A 19,117-nucleotide genomic window follows, 5' to 3' on the forward strand; every position below is an offset into this window, starting at 1 on the left:
GTTCGTTCCTTCGGAGTCTTCGAACCGTTTCACCACGCGGCGGCGGGATATCAAACTGGAAAGCAATGTCCATAGGAACTTCGTCTGACCCCATCAATCCCGCCCCCATGGTAGCTATTGCTGATGGACAGGGTGCGGATTCCGCTCCGCCCGCCTGCCGCCGTGGGGACAAAAAAGACGTTGGAAACCAATATGGATCTGGAAAAGATCAAGAAACTGATCGAGTTCGTTGGCTCTTCGCGAGTATCCGAATTGACCGTGAGCCAGGAGGGAACCACGGTCCGGATCATCCGCGAAAACAATGCCGTTTCGCCGCAGACGCCATCATCGCAGCCCCGGCCCGTTGCGGTAGCCGAAACGGCATCCGCGACACCCCGTGCCGAAGAACATGCGTCGGCATCCGCCGCAGCCGCACCGGCGTCATCCGGCATCGTCGCAGCACCCTCATTCGGCCTTTTCCATCGCGCCCCGAGCCCGGGCGCGGCGCCTTTCGCCGAAGCCGGCGACGAGGTCAGGCAAGGACAGGAACTCTTCATCATAGAGGCGATGAAAGTGTTCAACACCGTGAGGGCCGAACGAAGCGGCAGGATCGCCAGATTTATCGCCAATGACGGCGAAGACGTCGAACTTGGACAGCCGGTGCTGGAGTTCGAATGATGGACGCGACACTCCCAAAAGTGGCTGAGCCAAGAGCATTCGATAGCGTCCTGATCGCCAATCGCGGCGAGATTGCCTTGCGGGTACAGCGCGCCTGCCGTGAACTCGGCCTGAAGACCGTCATGATCTATTCGGAAGCCGATAAGGATGCCGACTATCTGAAGGCAGCCGACACCGCCATCTGCATCGGCCCGGCCTCTCCCGCCCAGAGCTACCTCAACGTGCCGGCCATATTGCTTGCGATGGAGCTGACCGGCGCTGGCGCGGTTCACCCCGGCTATGGTTTCCTGTCCGAAAGAGCGTCTTTTTCGGAAGCCGTGGAGGCGGCGGGGGCGGTCTTCATCGGCCCGCGCGCCGACGCCATCCGCACCATGGGTGACAAGATAGCGGCGAAGCGGGCGATGATGGAGGCCGGCGTGCCCTGCGTTCCCGGTCCCGATTCCGCCCTGCCGGATGACATGGCCGAAGTCTCGAAAATCGCCGCCGAAATCGGCTATCCCGTCATCGTCAAGGCGGCTGGCGGCGGCGGCGGGCGCGGCATGCGTGTGGTGCACGATGCCTCCGCCCTTCAGGATGCCGTTCTCGTCACGCGTGAGGAGGCAAGCCGGGCATTCGGAACGCCGGAACTCTATATCGAAAAATTCCTCGAACATCCGCGCCATGTCGAAATTCAGGTTCTCTGCGATGGTCAGGGCAACGGGGTCTGGGTGGGCCTGCGCGATTGTTCCATGCAGCGCCGCCACCAGAAGGTCGTCGAAGAAGGCCCGGCCATCGGCATCCCGCCCGATGTCGCGGCTTTCGTCGGCAATCGCTGTGTCGAAGCCTGCCGCCAGATCGGTTATCGCGGCGTCGGCACCTTCGAGTTTCTTTACGAGAATGGCGAATTTTATTTCATCGAGATGAATACCCGCCTGCAGGTCGAACATCCGGTCACGGAAATGACCTCGGGCGTGGATCTGGTGCGCCAGCAGCTTCTCGTCGCTCTTGGCCATCCGCTTGAGATTTCGCAGGAGGATATCGTCTGCGAAGGCCACTCCATCGAGTGCCGCATCAATGCTGAAGACCCCTATAGCTTCATTCCCTGCCCCGGCCTTATCACGGCGCTTCACCTGCCGGGCGGTCCCGGCGTCAGGGTCGATACCCATGTGAGGGCGGGTTACAGCGTTTCGGCTCATTACGATTCCCTGATCGCCAAGCTCATCGTCCATGCCCCGACCCGCGAGCAGGCAATCCTGCGCATGCGGCGCGCACTTGACGAAATGCGCATCGAAGGCGTTTTCACCAACCTGCCGCTGCACCGGGAAATATTGCAGGACCCGGCCTTTTCCGAAGGCGGCACGGATATTCATTACCTCGAACATTGGCTTGCAGCGCGGAGTGCAAAGTGAAGCGACAGCCTGTTTCCATTTCCCGCTACAGCGAGCCCGGCACGATTGCCGATCTTGCCGCTCATCTCGAGCGCAACAACGTCTCCGCCATTGAAATAGAGACGCCGGATGGATCATTGAAGATCGTTGCCATGGCAGGCGCTCAGCCCCCCGCAGCGCAGCGGCCCATCGAAGCGGCCAAAGCGCCGGTAAAGGCGGATATTCTTGCCCGTGCACCGATGGCCGGCATCTTCACGCCCGCGCATCCGCAGCGCCCCGAGCGGGCGGTTCGGGCAGGACAATCCGTAGCGAAAGGCGAGATCGTCGCATTCGTCGCAGCCGGCCCCGTGCTTGTTCCGGTTATCGCCGAAAAAGCCGGCACCGTCAGCGAAATCGTGACGGAAACGAGTGCGCTTGTCGGCTATGGCTCCACCCTTCTCAAGACCGAAACATGATGGTGACGTCGATGAGCAACCTCCCGCTGAAAACGCCCCACCTCACCCCCGCCCATCTGGGCCTGCCGAAAATCTCGATGATCGGCAACAAGACGTTTCTGATCGAAGCGCCCGGCGAGCTGGACTTGCCCGCCCAGCGGCGTATCTGGGCGCTGACGCGCGCATTGAAGGACCGCCCCGAGGTGCTGGAGCTGATACCCGGCATGACCAACCTGCTGATCGTGCTACGCAGCACGCCTGAAGATGCCGGGCATCTGCAGGATGAGCTTCTCGACATCTGGCAAAGGACGGCGGAACTCGATCTTCTGGGCAAGACCATCGAAGTGCCCACGACCTATGGCGGCGAGCACGCCATAGACCTTGCGGCGATCTGCGATTATTCCGGCCTGCCGGACAAGGAAGTCGTGCGCCTGCATTTCGAGCGGACCTATACGGTTTTCGCCGTCGGCAGCGCGCCGGGCTTCGGTTATCTCGGCGGCCTCGATCCGCGCATTTTCATGCCGCGCAAGAAAGTCCCGTCGCTCCGCATGTTGAAGGGCATGGTGACGATCGGCGGCATGCAATCCGGCATCTCGGTTCTCACCGGGCCGAATGGCTGGAATTCGCTGGGCTTCACCGAAATCACCATGTTCGACGCCACCGCCGAGCAGCCGGCGGTGCTGGCGCCCGGTGACCGCGTTCGTTTCCTTCCCGAAAGGATCGAACTATGATCCATATTCTTGCCTGCGGACCGCTGAACACCGTGCAGGATCTCGGCCGTGCCGGTTACCGCAATATCGGCATCACCGCCACGGGCGCGATGGACCCCATCGCGCTCAGGGTCGGCAATATTCTTGTCGGCAACGGCGAGGATGCCGCGGCGATTGAAATCCAGACCTTTCCGTTCCGCATCGAATTCGAAGAGGCGCTGACCTTCGCCGTAACCGGTGCGGATTGCGCCGCCCGGCTCAATGGTGCTGATCTGCCGCCCTACTGGTGCGCGCGGGCAGAAAAGGGTCAGATTCTCGAATTTTCGACGCCGCTGAAGAATGCGCGCGCCTATCTCTGCCTTCAGGGCGGCATAGACGTTCCCGTGGTGATGGGATCACGAAGCACCTCACTTCGCGGCTCCTTCGGCGGCCATGAGGGACGCCACCTCACCACCGGCGACAGGCTGTCCGTTCTGCCATCCGAACCATCGGCGCTGCCGTCAAGCGGCCTCGGCGTCATGCCGCTTGCCGAGTCGATGCCGGACATGTTTCCGATATCGGACAAGGGCGAATTGCTGCTGAGAGCCATTCCCGCCGCCGAACACGATCTTTTCGGCGAAGGTGCGGAACGTTTCTGGTCCGAAGCCTGGAAAATCACCTCGCAGAGCGACCGCACCGGCTACCGGCTTGCCGGCACGCCACTTATGCTTTCGGCTCCCGTCGAGTTGCGCTCCTATGGCGTCATTCCGGGCGTGGTTCAGGTGCCGCCGGGCGGCGAGCCGATCATCCAGATGAGCGACGCCAACACGGCCGGCGGTTATCCGAAGATGGCTGGTATCATCGACAGCGATCTTTGGCGGCTCGGCCAGGCGCGCATCGGCAGTCGCATCCGTTTCGTGCAGGCAACGGTGCGCGAGGCGCTGGAGGTCGAACAGGCAATCGACGCCTATTTCGCCGATATCCGCAAAACCCTGCCGCTGGTCGCCGCCGCACTCGGCACGCTCGCAAAACGATAATCCTTAAAAATACGGAGAGGAACCATGAAGATCGATGTTAATTCCGATATGGGCGAAGGTTTCGGCGTCTATAAGGTCTGCGACGACGAGAAGCTTATGGAAGTCGTCTCTTCGGCGAATATCGCCTGCGGATTCCATGCCGGCGATCCGGAAATGATGGCGCGCATGGTGCGTCTCGCCAAACAGAACGGCGTCGGTGTCGGCGCCCATCCAGGCCTCGCCGACCGTCTCGGCTTCGGCCGCCGCGAAATTCCCGTCGATGCGGAAGAAATGGAACAGCAGGTTCTCTACCAGCTCGGCGCGCTCTCGGCGATTGCCAGGGCGCAGGATGTCTCCCTCTCCCATATCAGCTTCCATGCCGCCATGGGCAACATGATCAACCGCGACGCGGCGCTTGCCGAACGGATCATGAAAAAGATCAAAGCGGTCGATCCCAATCTCATCGTCTTTTCGATGCCGGACATGCTGATCGAAAAGGCGGCTCTGGATTGCGGGCTGAAAGTGCTCAACCTCTTTCTTGCCGACCGGGCCTACGATGTGAAGGGCCAACTTGTGCCACGCAAGCTGCCCAATTCCGTCATCAAGGAAGAGGGAAAAGTTCGTGCGCGCGTGCGCCAGTTTCTGGAAAAAGGCACGGTCACGACCATCGAGGGCGAAACCATCACCGTTCGTGCCAGATCGATCCTCGTCCACAGCGATACGCCCGGCTCGCTGGAGCTTGCGCGCACGGTGCGCAGCGAAGTGGAAGCCTGTGGCGGCAGCGTCGTGCCGGCTCGCGAAGTGGTTGCCTGAAGCGGCATACGCCTCATATCCTGAAGCACAAAAAGCACGGCACCGCATTCTATGTCAGGAGCGCGGTGCCGTAATTTTGTCGGCTATGGATACGGACCGGATTTCGATCCGTCGCCAGCCGGGCCGCCTGAGCGACCCGGCCGCGAAATCATCAATTCAGCTGGATCACGTGATTGCTGTCGCTCGTCCAGCTCAGTCTCACCCGGTCGCCAGCGGCGCTGACGGCATTGGTGAAACCTTGGGTCTGGGTCTGCCGGTAAGCGATCATCGGCTCGCCATTGTCCAGACGCAGGTAATAATGCAGCATGAAGCCGCGATAGACGACCTGCTCCACCCGCGCCGTGGTGGAATTGCCGGTGTTTTCACCTGAGTCCACCGCAAGCGGTGAGACCGAGATCGCTTCGGGGCGAACGGTGACGACGACCTTGTCGCCCTGAACCGCCCCCATATCCTCGACATCGAGCCGGACGCCGGAACCGGTGACCAGCCTTGCGGAACGACTATTGCGCTCCGCCACGCTCGCCTCGAAGAAGTTCGAAGCGCCGATGAAACCCGCGACGAAGCGGGTCAGCGGCTTCTGGTAGATTTCGCCGGCCGGTGCGATCTGCTCGAGATTGCCATCCCGCATCACGGCGATCTGGTCCGCCATGGTCAGGGCCTCGTCCTGATCATGCGTCACCATGATGGTGGTGAGGCCAAGCCGCTGCTGCAGGCTGCGGATTTCGACCTGCATGCTTTCCCTCAGGCCCTTGTCGAGCGCACCGAGCGGTTCGTCCAGAAGCAGCATCGAAGGCTCGATCACCAGCGCGCGCGCCAGCGCCACACGCTGCTGCTGGCCGCCGGAAAGCTGCACCGGCAGTCGGTCGCCGAAGGCGTGCAGCTGAACGAGATCGAGCGCCTGCTTCACGCGCCCTTCCCGGTCAGCCTTGGAAACGCCCCGCATCTCCAGCCCGAAGGCGACGTTTTCGGCAACGGTCATGTGGGGAAACAGGGCGTAGTTCTGGAAAAGCATGCCAACATTGCGGCGGTGAACCGGGGTGCGCGTGGTCGGCTTGCCGCCGACCACGATTTCACCCGAGGTAGGATCGACAAGCCCCGCAATCATGCGCAGGCAGGTCGTTTTCCCGCAGCCGCTCGGGCCGAGAAGCGCCAGGATTTCCCCTGCCTTGACGGTAAGCGAAACATCATCGACGGCAACGACCTGACCGCTGTAATGTTTGGTCAGTCTCTCCAGGCGGACTTCTACGGATTTCATCAGCGTTCCTCAGCCGTTAAAGGTCTGGTTGTATTTTTCGAGCCATTGGGCGCGGCGCGGAATGATGTATTTCCAGTCCGGCGTGAACAGGTTCAGCGATTCCATCTTCGTTTCCGGGTAGGCAAGGAACTTCGCCGTATCTGCGCCGAACTCGATGCCCTTGACGGAGGGCGCGCTCAGCGTCGCTTCCGAAAGCATCTTCTGCACACCGGGATCGAGGATGCGGTTGATATAGGCAAGCGCGAGATCGCGGTGCGGTCCGCCCTTTACCAGGGCGATGGAATTGATGCCGGTGAATGCCCCTTCCTTCGGGAAGGTCATGTCCAGCGGCACGCCCTTCTTGGTGTGCGGATAAACCGCCTTGGAGTATTCGATACCGCCGAAATCCGCCTGGCCCTGCGCCACCATCATCGTCTGCGCTTCCGCGTCATAGATCGAGAGCACGTTCGGCTTCAGCTCGGCGAGTTTCGCCCAGCCGGCATCCGTATCATATTGCGCTTCCTTCAGCGGCTTGCCGGTCGCAAGGGCGGCCGCCACCATCAGCATCAGAACGCTCTGGGTGTTCTTCGGTGTGTTGAGAAGCATGCGGCGGGCATATTTCTTGTCGAACATCTGTTCGTAGCTTTCGAACGGCTTGCCCGTCGTCGGATTATAGAACAGGCCGGCAATCGAGATTGCAAAACCGACGCCGAAATTGTCTTCGAAAAGATAGCGAGAATAGACGTTCTTGAGGTTGGGGATTTCGTCCGCCGGCAATTGCTCGATCAGGCCTTCCTCCTTGGCCTGCGGCACGCCGACATCGTCCATCGACATCACGCTATATTGCGGATTTTCGCGGGTGGCGCGCAGCGTGGCGATATTGGCGAGCGTTGCGCCTTCGGTCGTCAGCACCCGGCACTTATATTCCTTCTCGAAAGCCGGGATCACTTCCTTCTTGATCAGCCCGCCCTGCGCCGAATTATAGACGCCGACATACATGGTGCGGTCCTGTGCGGAAGCCGCGGTGTAGAAATAGGGTGTGGCGAGCGCGCCTGCGGTGACTGTCAGGAAACTGCGCCGTTTCATGATGATGGTCTTGTCTGTCATTTCCGGTACCCCTCTTGTTGTTGATTTACATAGCCATTGCCCGGCGCAGACCCACCAGCCTGTCGAGGACGAGCACGACGGTCACCGCCAGAAGGATGATGATGGTGGACATGGTCGCGACCGAAGGATCAAAGACCGTGCCGATCTGGCGATAAAGAACGATGGGCACGGGCAGGTTCGCGGAATCCGCCAGCCACATCGAAACGGGATAATTGTCGAAAGAAACCATGAAGCAGAAGATCGAGCCGGAGGCGACGCCGGGCGCGATCTGCGGAAAGATCACCCGCGTGAAGGTTTTCCAGCGCGTGGCGCCAAGCGTGCGCGCCGCTTCCTCAAGGCTGACATTGACGAGCTGAAGGCTGGTCAGCACCGTGCGGATCACATAGGGCGACGTCACGACGGTGTGGGCGATGAGAAGCTTCAGCTTGGTATCCATCCAGCCATAGCCGGAGAAAAGCTGCAGCAATGCCAGGCCGGTCACCAGCACGGGAAAGATCAGCGGCGAAAGCAGCAGTCCCTTCATCAACGAGCGGCCGATGAATTTTCCGCGGGAGAGTGCGAAGGCTGCCGGAACGCCGAGCGCCAGTGAAAGGATGGTGGTCGCCACCGCCAGCGCCGCACTGAAGGTGAGACCAGCGGTGAATTCCTCGTTCTGCATTACCGCTGCATACCAGCGGAAGGTGAAACCCTGTGGCGGGAAGGTGACGAAATAACTGTCGGAGAACGAGATGGCGACGACGAGAATGATCGGTGCCAGGATGAAGACCATCATGGCGGCGGTGATCGCGTAAAAGACGATGGCGGAAGTGCCAGTCAGCTTGTTGTTCATGACGCGCTTGCCTTGATACGACGCCCGCCGAGCAGCCGCATCGAGACGGCGTTGATCAGAATGACGATGAAAACGAGGATGGTGGCGATGGTGGCGCCGAACGGCCAGTCATAGACCGCGAGAACCTGCTGTTCGACCATGTTGCCAAGCATCTGCGAGCCGGGACCGCCGATCAGAGCGGGAATGACGTAGGATGCGGAAGCGAGCGAAAACACCAACGTGAAACCCGCTAGCAGACCGGGAAGGCTGAGCGGGAAGGTGATCCGCAGGAACACTTTCCATGCCGGCGCGCCGAGCGTGCGGGCGGCCTGCTGCAGGTTCGGATCGATCTTGCCAAGCGCGGAGGACAGCGGCAGCACCATCATCGGGAAGAAAATGTGCAGCGAACCGATAATGACGGCGGCATCCGAAAACAGCAGCGTCATCGGACTGTCTATGATGCCCAGATTCATCAATACGTAGTTCAGAAGGCCGGTCGGACCGTTGCCGAGAATGAGCTGCCAGCCATAGGCGCGCACCACGACGCTGACGGCCAGCGGCGCAATCACGATCAGCGTGATGATACGGGTCGTGACGATATTGCCGCGCACGAGAACGGTCGCGACCGGATAGGCCAGTATCGCCGCAAGAATTGAGGTGATCAGGCTGATGCGGATCGTCGCCCAGAGCACCTTCTGGTAAAGATCGACCTCAAAAAACCTGACATAATGGGCAAGCGTGAAGGGGGAGCCGATCAGCCCCTGCGAATTCTGGGTCATGACGCTGAAACTCATCAGCCGAACCGCCGGCCAGAAGAAAAAGATCAGCAGAAAGATCAGCAGTGGCAGGATGAGGATGCCGGGCGAAAACAGCCGACGCTCGAGGGCCTTCCAGCCGGAAACTCCATGGCGTGGCGGGGCATGTGGTTCCATGATCGCAATATCCGACATCTATACTCCCGTCGCGTTGAATACGGCACGAGGCATCGCTTTGAGCCGAACGAGATTGTCCAGACCCTATGACTAGAATTTGCTGGGTGTGCTCCCTGTCGAGGCATCCGGTCTTTTGCCGGCGCCTGTCGCATATGTCTGCATTTTCGCGCCGGTTACCTCTCTGGGTAACATTGCCCGACGCGTCGTTCCCTTGTTGTTAAGCCGAGCTTAGGGGCTAAGCCGACGGGCTGCATAATATTTTATTCCTCTGAGGTCATCGCATACGCATATGGACTGCTCACCCCATTTTGGCGGCGATGCATCAAAATCCCGTATGACGTCACATCGAAGTCGTATTGGGGAAATAGCGGAAAATTCCCGTAACCTCTTTGTCATGCACTGGCGTCGCGACGATGCCTGCCTTCACCGTTACAATCGGAAATAATCCATGCCCACTATCGCCCAACGCCTTAACAACGTCACCGTGTCAGCTTCGCTCGCCATGACCCAGAAAGCGCGCGATCTCGCCGCTCAGGGCATCAAGGTCATCAGCCTGTCGTCCGGCGAGCCGGATTTCCCGACGCCTGCCCACGCGGTCGAGGCGGCGCATGCGGCGGCCCTTGCCGGCGACACGAAATATCCGCCAGCCGACGGAACCCCGGCGCTGCGGGCCGCGATCCAGCGGAAGTTCAAACGCGACAATAATCTCGACTACGATCCGAGCCAGATTCTGGTGGCGGGCGGCGGCAAGCAGATCATCTTCAACGCCATCATGGCTACCTGCGACCCGGGCGATGAAGTCGTCATTCCCGCGCCGTCCTGGATCAGCTATGCCGATATCGTGAAGTTCGCGGGCGGCGTGCCCGTGCCGGTGGTTTGCCCGGAGAATAACGGTTTCCGCCTGCGCGCCGAAGATCTCGAAGCCGCGATTACCCCGAAGACCAAGTGGCTGCTTTTCAACTTCCCCAACAACCCGACGGGCGCCGCCTGCTCCCGCGCGGAAATGAAGGAAATCGCCGAGGTCATGCTGCGGCATCCGCATGTCTGGATCATGACCGACGATATGTATGAGCACCTGATCTATGACGATTTCGAATTCTGCACCATCGCCGAAGTCGAACCCCGCCTCTATGACCGGGTCCTGACCGTCAACGGCGCATCGAAAGCCTATGCCATGACCGGCTGGCGTCTCGGTTTCTGCGGCGGCCCGAAGGATCTCATCAAGGCCATCAGCAACGTCAATACCCAGAACAGCGGCGGTGTCGCGACCATCGTGCAGGCTGCCGCCGTCGCGGTTCTCGACGGCCCGCAGGATCTGCTGAAGGAGCGCGCCGATATCTACAAGACGCGCCGCGACTTCGTGCTCGGCAAGCTTTCGGAAATCGAGGGGCTTCGCTGCCACAAGCCGGAAGGCGCCTTCTATATCTTCCCGAATATTGCCGCGCTGATCGGCAAGACGACGAAGGGCGGCACGAAGATCGAGAACGATACCGATTTCGTCATGGCGCTTCTCGCCGAACATCACGTTGCGACAGTGCAGGGCGCGGCCTATGGCCTCAGCCCCTTCTTCCGGCTTTCCTATGCCACCAGCATGGAAAACCTTGCCGAAGGCTGCGCCCGCATCGCCGAATTCTGCAATGGAATGAAATAGGGAGAACAGCATGTTGGGAGGAAGTGGCCGTGTCATCATGGTTTCCGGCGCATCGCGGGGTCTCGGCCTTGCGATCGCCAAAAGGCTTCACGAAGCGGGTTTCACGGTGGCGGCGGGAGCGCGAAATCCGGCCGCCGTTGCGGTGAAGGACCGGCTTTCGGCCGATCGCTACGATGCGGAAGAGGCTGGTTCGGCGGAGGCCTGGGTTGAGGCCGTTGCCGCCAGATATGGCCGGATCGACGGGCTGGTGAATTGCGCCGGCATCAACCCCAAAGTCCGGGTCATGGATGCGGGCGAAGAAAGCCTCGACCAGATGTGGCGTATCAACGTCAAGGGTCCGCTGAGGGTAACCCGCGCCGCCATTCCCCATCTCGTAAAAACCGGACAGGGCAGGGTTATCAATGTCGCTTCGCTGGCGGGACGCCGCGTGGGGTCAAATGTGGGTTATGCCATGACGAAATTCGCCGTTGTCGCCCTCACCCACGGCATCCGGCAGGAATTGTGGGACAGCGGCGTGCGCGCCACCGCGCTTTGCCCTGGCTATATCGCAACCGATATGACGGTCGGCGAAACGGAAGTCAGCCGCGAGGATATGACCCAGCCGGACGATCTCGCCGAAATGGTCGAAACCCTGCTTCGCCTGCCGAACAATCTTTCGGTGGCAGAATTGCTGGTGAACTGCCGCAAGGAAGCAATGCTTTGATCTTTTCCATGCGCGGCACCGGGAAACGGTGCCGCGCGTGGCTTTAGAACCGGCCGGACCCTTTTATTTCAGGGTCTCCGCCAGTTGCAGCAATATCTCCTTCACGGCAAGCGCGGGCTCGGAGAGCGGCGTATTGTCCGATACGCAGAAGGACAGCGTTTCCTCGATCATCGGGCTGGCGATCTGCCTCACGACGATGTCCTCATTGGATTCTGCGACGATGCGGTCGGCAATGGCCTTGGGCGTTATGGTCGCGCCAAGCCCGGCATCCACGCCGCGCGCGATAGTCCTCACCGATTCCAGCTCCGCCATCACGATCAGATCCTTGCGGCTGCGGGTGAAGGCGAGATTGATGGCGCGGCGCACGAAATTATAGGTCGGCGGCAGAAGAAAGGGCAAAAACGCCAGATCGGCGACCGTGATCGGCGCATCGCCCGGTTCCACGCCAAAGCTGCGATGCACGACGAGGACGAATTCCTCACGGAACAGCGGCGTGAACTTGACACCCCGGATCGGCCCGACGCCGTGGATCAAACCCATTTCCAGACGGCCGTTCATGATCATCTGGCTATAGGGCTGGCTGACGCTTTCCGTGATGTGCAGCAGAATGCCGGGATGAAGCCGCTTGGTTTCCTCCATCAGACGCAGCGAAAGCGTGGCGGCGCTGCTGAAGGGCGCAAGGCCCACCGACACCTTGCCGGAAAGCACAGCCCCCGCTTCCAGCGCCTCCGCCTGCGCCTGCTCCATCTGCCGCAAAATGACCTGCGCATGCCTGTAGACAACCTTGCCGGCATCGGTCATGACCACACCCTGCTGGCTTCGGGTCAGCAGTTTCTGGCGGAAATGCTCCTCGATGCTTGCCAGCTGCTGGCTGAGCGCCGGCTGGGCAATATGCAGCACATCGGCCGCTCTTGTTATGCTCCCCATGTCGACAATCGTGATAAACGATTTCAGGCGCCTGATATCCATCTGCTGTTGATCATCCCATTACTTGCTTGCAAGAAATAAGATGCTCAATTTGCAGACAAAGTCCATCTTCCATTTCCTCGCCGTGTCCATCGGAGCCGATGGACACGGCCGCTCAGGGCGTCCAGTCAGGCCGCCTTCAGAGACCCCCGATAAGCGTCCGCTCCCGAACCGAGTTCGAACTGGCCGAGCAGCCGGTTTAGCGCATCGACCTCCGTTGCCAGCGTGTGGCTTGCGGCGGTCATCTCCTCGACCATCGCGGCATTTTTCTGCGTCTCCTGGTCCATCTGGTTGACGGCGACGTTGATCTGCTGGAGGCCGGATGACTGCTCCTGCGCGGATTCCACGATCGCGGCGACGTGCTGGTTGATTTCCTGCACTTCGGCAACGATGACATCGAGCGCCTTGCCGGTATCGCCGACAAGATGCACGCCCTCTTCGACCTGCTGGTTCGACTTGGTGATCAGCGACTTGATTTCTTTCGCCGCAGCGGCGGAGCGTTGGGCAAGCTCCCGCACTTCCTGCGCCACCACGGCAAAACCCTTGCCCGCCTCACCGGCACGTGCCGCTTCCACCCCGGCATTCAGCGCCAGCAAATTCGTCTGGAAGGCGATCTCGTCGATCACGCCGATGATGCTGGAAATTTCGTTCGACGATTTTTCGATCCGCTCCATCGCCATCACGGCCTGACGCACGACTTCACCCGACCGTTCCGCGCCGATGCGCGTGCGGGAAACCAGCCGGCCCGCCTCATGCGCACGGTTCGCGGCGTCTTTTACCGTTGTCGTAATCTCTTCAAGGGCGGCAGCGGTTTCTTCAACGGCCGCCGCCTGCTGCTCCGTTCGCCGCGCCAGATCATCGGACGCCGCCTTGATTTCATTGGCGCCGACGTCGATGCCGGAAGCATTTTCCGATACCCGCAGAAGCGCGTCCTGCAATTTCCCGGCCGAGCCGTTGAAATCGCCACGCACCGCGTCGAGCTGCTCGACAAAGGGATTGTCGATACGGCAGGACAGGTCTCCGTCAGCGAGCTTCGCCAGCGCATAAGCCAGGCTGTCGACGGCAAAGCGGATGCTGCCCGCCTCATCGGCGGCCCTGCGTTCCCGGGCCGCACGCTCTTCTTCACCAAGCGTGCGGTTGGTCTCGGCCTCCTGTTCCAGCGAGGCCTTCTGCCGGTTGTTTTCGCGCAGAACATCGAGAGAGCGGGCAAGATCGCCAATTTCGTCCCTTGTCCCGATATCCTTCAGTGTCAGATGAAGATTTCCCTGTGCAATCTGGGCGGTCTCATCGATGATGTTTGCGATGCGCCCGATGAACCGCCGCGCGATGAACCATCCCGCCAGCGCCAGCAGGACGGTGGCCGTCACTATGGTCAAAGCGGTGTCACGCATCATGGCATGCAGCTGCGCAAACACCGTTTCTTCCGGCACCGAGATGATTGCGTACCATTTCATGTCCTGGGTAAGCATGACCGGCAAGGCGATGGCGAAGGACGCCGTTCCATCCTGTGCGGTGATCTCGCGCTCCGCACCGGGATTTGCAATCAACTGGTCCCAACCGGCGGTCTTCGCACCGCCGTCCGCGAGGCTTTTTCCCATGATCGCCGCATCCGGATGACTGATGATCTTGCCGCCGCCGCTGACCAGACTGACGAACCCCGTTCCCATGGGCCGCACCGTCGAAAGCGCCTTGCTCGTTTCATCGAGCGACAGGTCGAGGCCAGCGACCCCCTGAGGTTTGCCATCGACCATAACCGGCTTGGCGATCGAGGTAATCAGGACCTCCTTGCCGTCGATTGCATAGGAATAGGGCTCGACGACGACCGTTTTCTTCAGGGTGAAGGGCAATTGATAATAATCGCCCGGACCTGCGGTGGCATAGTCCGTCAAAGCGGTATTGCTTATTTTGCCGCCGCTGCGCACCCAATAGGGTATGTACCGGCCGGTCGCGTCATGCCCCTCCCTGTTGGCGAATTCCGCATCCTTGCCGTCAAACGCATTTGGCTCCCATCCGGTCCAGAGGCCAAGGATGTCGGTGTTATTGGCCAGCATCTGGTGAATGATCTGATCGACCTTACCCCGGTCGGCATCGCCTGACTGTTTCATCGATTCCAGAACCGAGACGAGGCTGTTGACGATATGGATCGTGCCGCCGATATTCTTTTCGGTCGCCAGGGCTTCGCTGTGGGCGATCTGCCGCATACGCTCGAGATTGTTGGCCCTGGTATCCTCAATGGACCGATAAAACAGCACGGCCGAGGCCGCGATCGTCGCAAAGACGCCGCATGCGGCGACCGCAAAAATATTCCGACCCGTTGTCGATTTAAAAAGCATGTCCCATCCCCCAAAACTATGCTGCGACGGTGGCGAGAGTTACGGGTGCGTGCGCAACTGTTGGCGACCGGGCTGGAGGGTGAGCTTAAGAATTTATGTTTAAAATTTACTTTCAATTCTATTTTTAAAGCGCCACATCAAAACATCAATACTTTATAAAGTTGCAATATTGAAGTATATACAAACTATTGCGAGATAATCTTCACCCCTGCACAGATACTTTTGCTCTGCGAAGGGGCTCTGCTCGATGCGGGCGCGCGATTGCGCCCTGCAGAAACCGGAGACTATTGCGGTAACCGCAAAGCGTTCCAGAAGCCACGCAACTGCGCGGTTAATTCTGCATAGAGACCGTAGCGCCGCCCATAGTGCGAGACTTGCGCAGCATCGGGCCGGTAAGCATTCGCAACCCGTGTCATCGCCGCAACCGCCTCCTCATAATCAGGATAAAGCCCGATCGCCACGGCCGCGCCAATGGCCGCGCCGAGCGCGCCCGTCTCGCGGGCCTCCGCGACACGTAGCGGAATTTCCAGAACATCCGCCATGATCTGCGGCCAATGCTGGCTGCGGGAACCGCCGCCGGACATCACGGCGCTTTCCACCGGCAGTCCCGCTTCGCGCAGAACGCCGATATGGCGGCGATGTTCGAAACACACCCCTTCGAATAGGGCCCGCAACATGTGACCTTCGCCGTGCCATCCCGCGAGGCCGTAAAAGCCGCCGCGAAATTCCGCACCCAGCCGCGAGCCGAAAATGAACGGATGGAAGAACGGATCGTCGGCGCGGGGTGAGACGGAGCCGACCAATTCGTTGCATCGCTCGAACGCGTGGTCGCCATGATCGCCGCGAACGCGGTGCACGTACCATTCGAGGTTGGCGGCGGAGGTGGCGCTGGATTCGATATTGACATAACGGTCACGGCCGAAGGTGGTGACCATGAAGACATCGGGACTGATGACCGGCTTGTCCGCGAAAACCTGGTTGATGCTCCAGGTGCCGGCGATGATGGAAGCTTCCCCGGCATTGATGACCCCGGACCCCATGGCGCTGGAGACCACATCGAAGAAACCGCCGATCACGGGTGTGCCTTCGGACAGGCCCGTCATAGCCGCAGCCTCGCCCGTCACCTGGCCGACGATGTCAGCCGATTCCACGCAACGGGGGAAAAACGCGAACGCGTCCTCAAGATCGTAAAGCGACAGAAGCTCGCGGTCGAGCCGCGCTTCCGGCAAGGCTAGTAGCCCAGCGCCGCTGAGATCGGAAATATCATTGGCAAGGCACCCCGTCAGGCGGAAATTGACAAAATCCTTGCAGAACAGGACCGTGCCGGTCCGGGCATAAAGATCGGGTGCATGTCGCTTCACCCAAGCGAGAAGGCTGGGTGTTTGCGCAGGCCATGGCCGCTGCAGGCAACGGGCCTGCAATTGTGCTCCGCTTTTCCGGTCAAGCTCGGCCGCCACATCGGCAGCACGGCTGTCGAGCGACTGGATGCCGATCAGGGGCTGCCGGTCCTTGTCCAGAAGATACAGGCCATTGCCGTGGCCGGCGCAGCCCACTGCCAGGATGCTGCGGGGATCGGCGGACGATTTCACCAGAAGCTGGCGGATTGCCTCGCAGCCGTTCCGCCACAATTCCTCGAGATCGCGCTCGACATAGCCGGGCTCAGGAAATGTCGACTGTCCGTCGATGGCATGTTGCGCAACCTGCCGGCCTTCCGTGTCGAACAGCACGGCCTTGATGACCGTGTTGCCGACATCGAGACCCAATATGTAATTTTTGTCAGCCACGATTATAGATATCCCATGCTTCCTCACCGCCCGCACCCTGATGGATGATGGCCATCAAAGCCGCAACGACGGCCTTGGGATTGTCGTGCTGGTAAATATTGCGCCCATAGACCATCCCGTTCGCACCTTCGGCCACAAGAGCCGCCGATTTCGTAAGCACGTTACGCAAGTCCTCACGCCCCCCGCCCCGCACCAGCACCGGGCACCGCGCGGCTTCGATCACCTTGTGAAAATCGCGCGGATCGCTGGTCGGATCGGCCTTGATGATATCGGCTCCCATTTCCGAGGCAAGGCGCACCAGCGTGACGATCTTTTCGGCGTCGCCATCCACCTGATAACCGCCGCGCACATCATTCGGCAGCATCACCAGCGGCTCGATCATCAGCGGCATGCCGAAACGATGGCAATCTGCCCGCACACGGCTGATGTTTTCGACGCATTGACGAAACAGCTCCGGCTCATCCGGCAGCATGAACAGGTTCACGACGACGCAGGCGGCGTCCATTTCCAGCGCACCGATGATCGGATCGTGATGGTTCTGGAGCTGCGACCACATGGTTCTGTGGCGCGTGGAATTGTAAGGGTTGCCCATGTCGATACGCATGACGAGGGCCGGCTTGTCGCGCTCCGGCCTCTGCTGCAGCAGATCCGCCTGCCCATAGGCCATCTGGATGGCATCGGGACCGGCCTCGGCCAGCCTGTCCACGGTCTGCGCCATATCCTCCAGCCCAACGAGGAAGCTCGGTTCGTTGCAAACCCCGTGATCGATGGCCACATCCAGGCAACCGCCATTGCGGAACAGCCGGTTCATGCGCGCCTTTTTCGAAATCCGCATCATCATGCATTCTCCTTGCATCTGTGTTGAAGCATTGCCGGCGTGACTCCATAAAAAGTCTCCAGCTCATGGATAAGCCGCTGCCGTTCCGCCGCCGCCTGGGTGGCCGGCCAGCCAAGCTCGCGGGCCGTAACGGCGAGGATCTCGTCGATCAGATCGGCATCGATGACGCCGGTGATGGCGAGCGTCGTGCGCCGCAGGGCGAGATCGGTCAGGTGGCGCACGTGTTCGAAGCGGATCAGCCAGACCACCTCCGCGGCCGTGATCGGCGATTTTTCCGAAAGCCGCACATCATCCGCACGGCCCCGGCAAAAGCCCATCAGATCGAAGGCACGGGAGCCGTAAGCCAGAGCCAGATGCTCCGCCCGCTCTCCGGCAATCGAAAATTCCTCCGACAGCAAGGCGGGCAGGCTGCTGGCACCGGTTGGAAAATTCCTGCCGCCGCCGATCGGGCGGTCCAGGGTGCCGGTCAGCCGTCGGCGTCCAAGAAAGGCCAGAACCTCGTCGGTCACCTGTTCGCCAAAAGCCCTGAAAGTGGTCCACTTGCCGCCGATCATGCAGAGCTGCGGCGGATCGCCCGCAACGCGATGGATGAAATGGCTGCGGGAAATTCTTCCGGTAAAGGCGGCATCGCTGCGCGGCAGCGGACGGATGCCGCTGAAACTGAAAACGATGTCGGAATGGGTAATGGCAATCTGCGGAAAGACCTGCCGGATCGCATCCAGAATATAATCCCGTTCCTCGGGCTCGCAGCGCACCCGCTCGGGACGATCCACCTTGATATCGGTCGAGCCTGCGAGAACCCGGCCGAGATAGGGAAAGAGGATACAGACGCGATTATCGTCATTCTCGAAGAAGATCATATGGCCGTTCAGGGCCTTCAAAAGCGCCTCGTTAGCGATAATCAGATGCGATCCCTTGGTTCCGGAGACGGTCGGTTTTGCTGTCTCCGCCGCCGGGGGTGCAGCCAGCGTGTCAATCGTCTCGTCGATCCAGGCGCCGGTCGCATTAACAATGATCCTTGGGCGGATAGGCAGGGCTTCATCCATACCCTCCAGCCGAAGACGATACGCGTCGCCGAGACGGACAAGCTCCGCATAGTTGAGCGCAATGCTTTGCGGCGCATCGGCATGGGTGTCGATCAGAAGCTCCAGTGCAAGCCGTTCGGGCTGGCTTATCCACGCATCGTAATAGGTAGCCGAATATCTGATTTCCGGCGTCAGATCTGGCCAATGCTGCAAAGTCCCGGACGCACCGCGAAACGCATGACGGGGCAGGATGCGGTTTTTGCGGGTGACGAAATCATAGAGCATCAGACCCGCCTTGATGGCGAGAGCGCCACGGCTTGCGGGTTTTCCGCCGGAACCGGCAAAGGTTGCCGCCGCGTTGAACAGGCCGCTGAAAGTCGAAAAGATCGGAATCGTGGTCGGCAGCGGACGAACCATATGCGGCGCGAGCCTGAGAAGTGCATCCCGCTCCCGCAACGATTCTGCCACGAGGCCGAATTCACCGTTTTCGAGATAACGCAGGCCGCCATGGATCATGCGTGAGGGTGCGGCGCTGCAACCGGAGGAGAAATCGTTGCGCTCCACCAGCAGCACCCGCAGCCCCTGCAAGGCGAGATCGCGATAGGCGGCAATTCCGTTGATGCCGCCGCCGATCACGACGGCATCGAAATCACCATCGAGCCGGATGCGGCGCAGAGCGTCCTCGCGAAAATTGGGCATAGAAATACCGTTCGCTGGCGGATGACCAGCGTCCCAATGTTGTTGACCGTTTAAAGCGACG

At 60.4% G+C, this 19,117-nt stretch carries 17 protein-coding genes; 8 read left to right on the forward strand and 9 right to left on the reverse strand.

Going from position 1 to position 19,117, the window contains the following annotated elements:
- Positions 1–192 precede the first annotated feature (192 nt).
- From accB to BTE54_RS08750, 6 genes are read left to right on the forward strand one after another with little or no spacing between them, the layout of a single operon-like run.
- On the forward strand, positions 193–657 hold the full coding sequence (gene accB / locus BTE54_RS08725) for an acetyl-CoA carboxylase biotin carboxyl carrier protein (protein WP_078052153.1): 465 nt from the start codon (positions 193–195) through the stop codon (positions 655–657).
- Positions 654–2,045, forward strand: a complete 1,392-nt coding sequence (accC, locus tag BTE54_RS08730; RefSeq protein ID WP_078052154.1) for an acetyl-CoA carboxylase biotin carboxylase subunit — start codon at positions 654–656, stop codon at positions 2,043–2,045. The genes accB and accC overlap by 4 nt, the downstream gene beginning before the upstream one ends.
- On the forward strand, positions 2,042–2,479 hold the full coding sequence (locus BTE54_RS08735; RefSeq protein ID WP_078052155.1) for a biotin/lipoyl-containing protein: 438 nt from the start codon (positions 2,042–2,044) through the stop codon (positions 2,477–2,479). Before accC ends, BTE54_RS08735 begins: the two co-directional genes overlap by 4 nt.
- On the forward strand, positions 2,476–3,189 hold the full coding sequence (gene pxpB / locus BTE54_RS08740; RefSeq protein WP_078052156.1) for a 5-oxoprolinase subunit PxpB: 714 nt from the start codon (positions 2,476–2,478) through the stop codon (positions 3,187–3,189). The genes BTE54_RS08735 and pxpB overlap by 4 nt, the downstream gene beginning before the upstream one ends.
- Positions 3,186–4,184, forward strand: a complete 999-nt coding sequence (locus tag BTE54_RS08745) for a biotin-dependent carboxyltransferase family protein (RefSeq protein ID WP_078052157.1) — start codon at positions 3,186–3,188, stop codon at positions 4,182–4,184. The genes pxpB and BTE54_RS08745 overlap by 4 nt, the downstream gene beginning before the upstream one ends.
- Positions 4,185–4,208: 24 nt before the next feature.
- Positions 4,209–4,976 carry a 5-oxoprolinase subunit PxpA gene (locus BTE54_RS08750; RefSeq protein WP_078052158.1) on the forward strand — a complete coding sequence of 256 codons (768 nt, stop codon included), beginning with the start codon at positions 4,209–4,211 and terminating at the stop codon, positions 4,974–4,976.
- 151 nt (positions 4,977–5,127) lie between these two features.
- Here the strand turns inward: BTE54_RS08750 and BTE54_RS08755 are convergent, their stop codons facing one another.
- Genes BTE54_RS08755 through BTE54_RS08770 form a run of 4 tightly spaced genes read right to left on the reverse strand, consistent with a single transcriptional unit; the run spans position 5,128 to position 9,057 of the window.
- Positions 5,128–6,231, reverse strand: a complete 1,104-nt coding sequence (locus tag BTE54_RS08755) for an ABC transporter ATP-binding protein (RefSeq protein WP_078052159.1) — start codon at positions 6,229–6,231, stop codon at positions 5,128–5,130.
- A 9-nt stretch (positions 6,232–6,240) separates the two neighbouring features.
- Positions 6,241–7,317 (reverse strand): ABC transporter substrate-binding protein, encoded by a 1,077-nt coding sequence (locus BTE54_RS08760; protein ID WP_065656633.1) that lies wholly within the window; start codon positions 7,315–7,317, stop codon positions 6,241–6,243.
- A 25-nt stretch (positions 7,318–7,342) separates the two neighbouring features.
- Positions 7,343–8,146: an ABC transporter permease gene (locus BTE54_RS08765; protein ID WP_078052160.1), complete on the reverse strand. Its 804-nt coding sequence runs from the start codon at positions 8,144–8,146 to the stop codon at positions 7,343–7,345.
- Positions 8,143–9,057 (reverse strand): ABC transporter permease, encoded by a 915-nt coding sequence (locus BTE54_RS08770; RefSeq protein ID WP_245316571.1) that lies wholly within the window; start codon positions 9,055–9,057, stop codon positions 8,143–8,145. The genes BTE54_RS08765 and BTE54_RS08770 overlap by 4 nt, the downstream gene beginning before the upstream one ends.
- Before the next feature lie 448 nt (positions 9,058–9,505).
- On the opposite strand from BTE54_RS08770, the gene BTE54_RS08775 reads away from it, so the two are divergent.
- Entirely contained in the window at positions 9,506–10,708 is a 1,203-nt protein-coding gene (locus tag BTE54_RS08775) for a pyridoxal phosphate-dependent aminotransferase (protein WP_078052162.1), read from the forward strand.
- Positions 10,709–10,718: 10 nt separating this feature from the next.
- Entirely contained in the window at positions 10,719–11,411 is a 693-nt protein-coding gene (locus tag BTE54_RS08780; protein ID WP_078052163.1) for an SDR family NAD(P)-dependent oxidoreductase, read from the forward strand.
- Between the two features lie 63 nt (positions 11,412–11,474).
- On the opposite strand, the gene BTE54_RS08785 is transcribed toward BTE54_RS08780, so the two are convergent.
- From BTE54_RS08785 to BTE54_RS08805, 5 genes are all read right to left on the reverse strand, one after another.
- Positions 11,475–12,380, reverse strand: a complete 906-nt coding sequence (locus BTE54_RS08785) for a LysR substrate-binding domain-containing protein (protein WP_078052164.1) — start codon at positions 12,378–12,380, stop codon at positions 11,475–11,477.
- Positions 12,381–12,505: 125 nt separating this feature from the next.
- Positions 12,506–14,710 (reverse strand): methyl-accepting chemotaxis protein, encoded by a 2,205-nt coding sequence (locus BTE54_RS08790; RefSeq protein WP_078052165.1) that lies wholly within the window; start codon positions 14,708–14,710, stop codon positions 12,506–12,508.
- A gap of 284 nt (positions 14,711–14,994) precedes the next feature.
- Complete coding sequence (locus BTE54_RS08795) at positions 14,995–16,494, reverse strand: FGGY-family carbohydrate kinase (protein WP_198939107.1); 1,500 nt, start codon at positions 16,492–16,494, stop codon at positions 14,995–14,997.
- On the reverse strand, positions 16,487–17,329 hold the full coding sequence (locus BTE54_RS08800; RefSeq protein ID WP_065656704.1) for a class I fructose-bisphosphate aldolase: 843 nt from the start codon (positions 17,327–17,329) through the stop codon (positions 16,487–16,489). The genes BTE54_RS08795 and BTE54_RS08800 overlap by 8 nt, the downstream gene beginning before the upstream one ends.
- A 2-nt stretch (positions 17,330–17,331) precedes the next feature.
- A complete protein-coding gene (locus tag BTE54_RS08805) occupies positions 17,332–19,056 on the reverse strand; it encodes a glycerol-3-phosphate dehydrogenase/oxidase (protein WP_078052166.1) in 1,725 nt (574 codons plus the stop codon).
- Positions 19,057–19,117 lie beyond the last annotated feature (61 nt).

The organism is Agrobacterium sp. YIC 4121 (assembly GCF_002008205.1).
Classification (GTDB): Bacteria; Pseudomonadota; Alphaproteobacteria; order Rhizobiales; family Rhizobiaceae; genus Agrobacterium; species Agrobacterium leguminum.

Bases quoted from the DNA above. Each gene is read 5' to 3' on its own strand.
- accB (WP_078052153.1), top strand. From the start codon at position 193: ATGGATCTGGAAAAGATCAAGAAACTGATCGAGTTCGTTGGCTCTTCG.
- accC (WP_078052154.1), top strand. From the start codon at position 654: ATGATGGACGCGACACTCCCAAAAGTGGCTGAGCCAAGAGCATTCGAT.
- pxpB (WP_078052156.1), top strand. From the start codon at position 2,476: ATGATGGTGACGTCGATGAGCAACCTCCCGCTGAAAACGCCCCACCTC.
- BTE54_RS08745 (WP_078052157.1), top strand. From the start codon at position 3,186: ATGATCCATATTCTTGCCTGCGGACCGCTGAACACCGTGCAGGATCTC.
- BTE54_RS08750 (WP_078052158.1), top strand. From the start codon at position 4,209: ATGAAGATCGATGTTAATTCCGATATGGGCGAAGGTTTCGGCGTCTAT.
- BTE54_RS08755 (WP_078052159.1), bottom strand. From the start codon at position 6,231: ATGAAATCCGTAGAAGTCCGCCTGGAGAGACTGACCAAACATTACAGC.
- BTE54_RS08760 (WP_065656633.1), bottom strand. From the start codon at position 7,317: ATGACAGACAAGACCATCATCATGAAACGGCGCAGTTTCCTGACAGTC.
- BTE54_RS08765 (WP_078052160.1), bottom strand. From the start codon at position 8,146: ATGAACAACAAGCTGACTGGCACTTCCGCCATCGTCTTTTACGCGATC.
- BTE54_RS08770 (WP_245316571.1), bottom strand. From the start codon at position 9,057: ATGGAACCACATGCCCCGCCACGCCATGGAGTTTCCGGCTGGAAGGCC.
- BTE54_RS08775 (WP_078052162.1), top strand. From the start codon at position 9,506: ATGCCCACTATCGCCCAACGCCTTAACAACGTCACCGTGTCAGCTTCG.
- BTE54_RS08780 (WP_078052163.1), top strand. From the start codon at position 10,719: ATGTTGGGAGGAAGTGGCCGTGTCATCATGGTTTCCGGCGCATCGCGG.
- BTE54_RS08785 (WP_078052164.1), bottom strand. From the start codon at position 12,380: ATGGATATCAGGCGCCTGAAATCGTTTATCACGATTGTCGACATGGGG.
- BTE54_RS08790 (WP_078052165.1), bottom strand. From the start codon at position 14,710: ATGCTTTTTAAATCGACAACGGGTCGGAATATTTTTGCGGTCGCCGCA.
- BTE54_RS08800 (WP_065656704.1), bottom strand. From the start codon at position 17,329: ATGCGGATTTCGAAAAAGGCGCGCATGAACCGGCTGTTCCGCAATGGC.
- BTE54_RS08805 (WP_078052166.1), bottom strand. From the start codon at position 19,056: ATGCCCAATTTTCGCGAGGACGCTCTGCGCCGCATCCGGCTCGATGGT.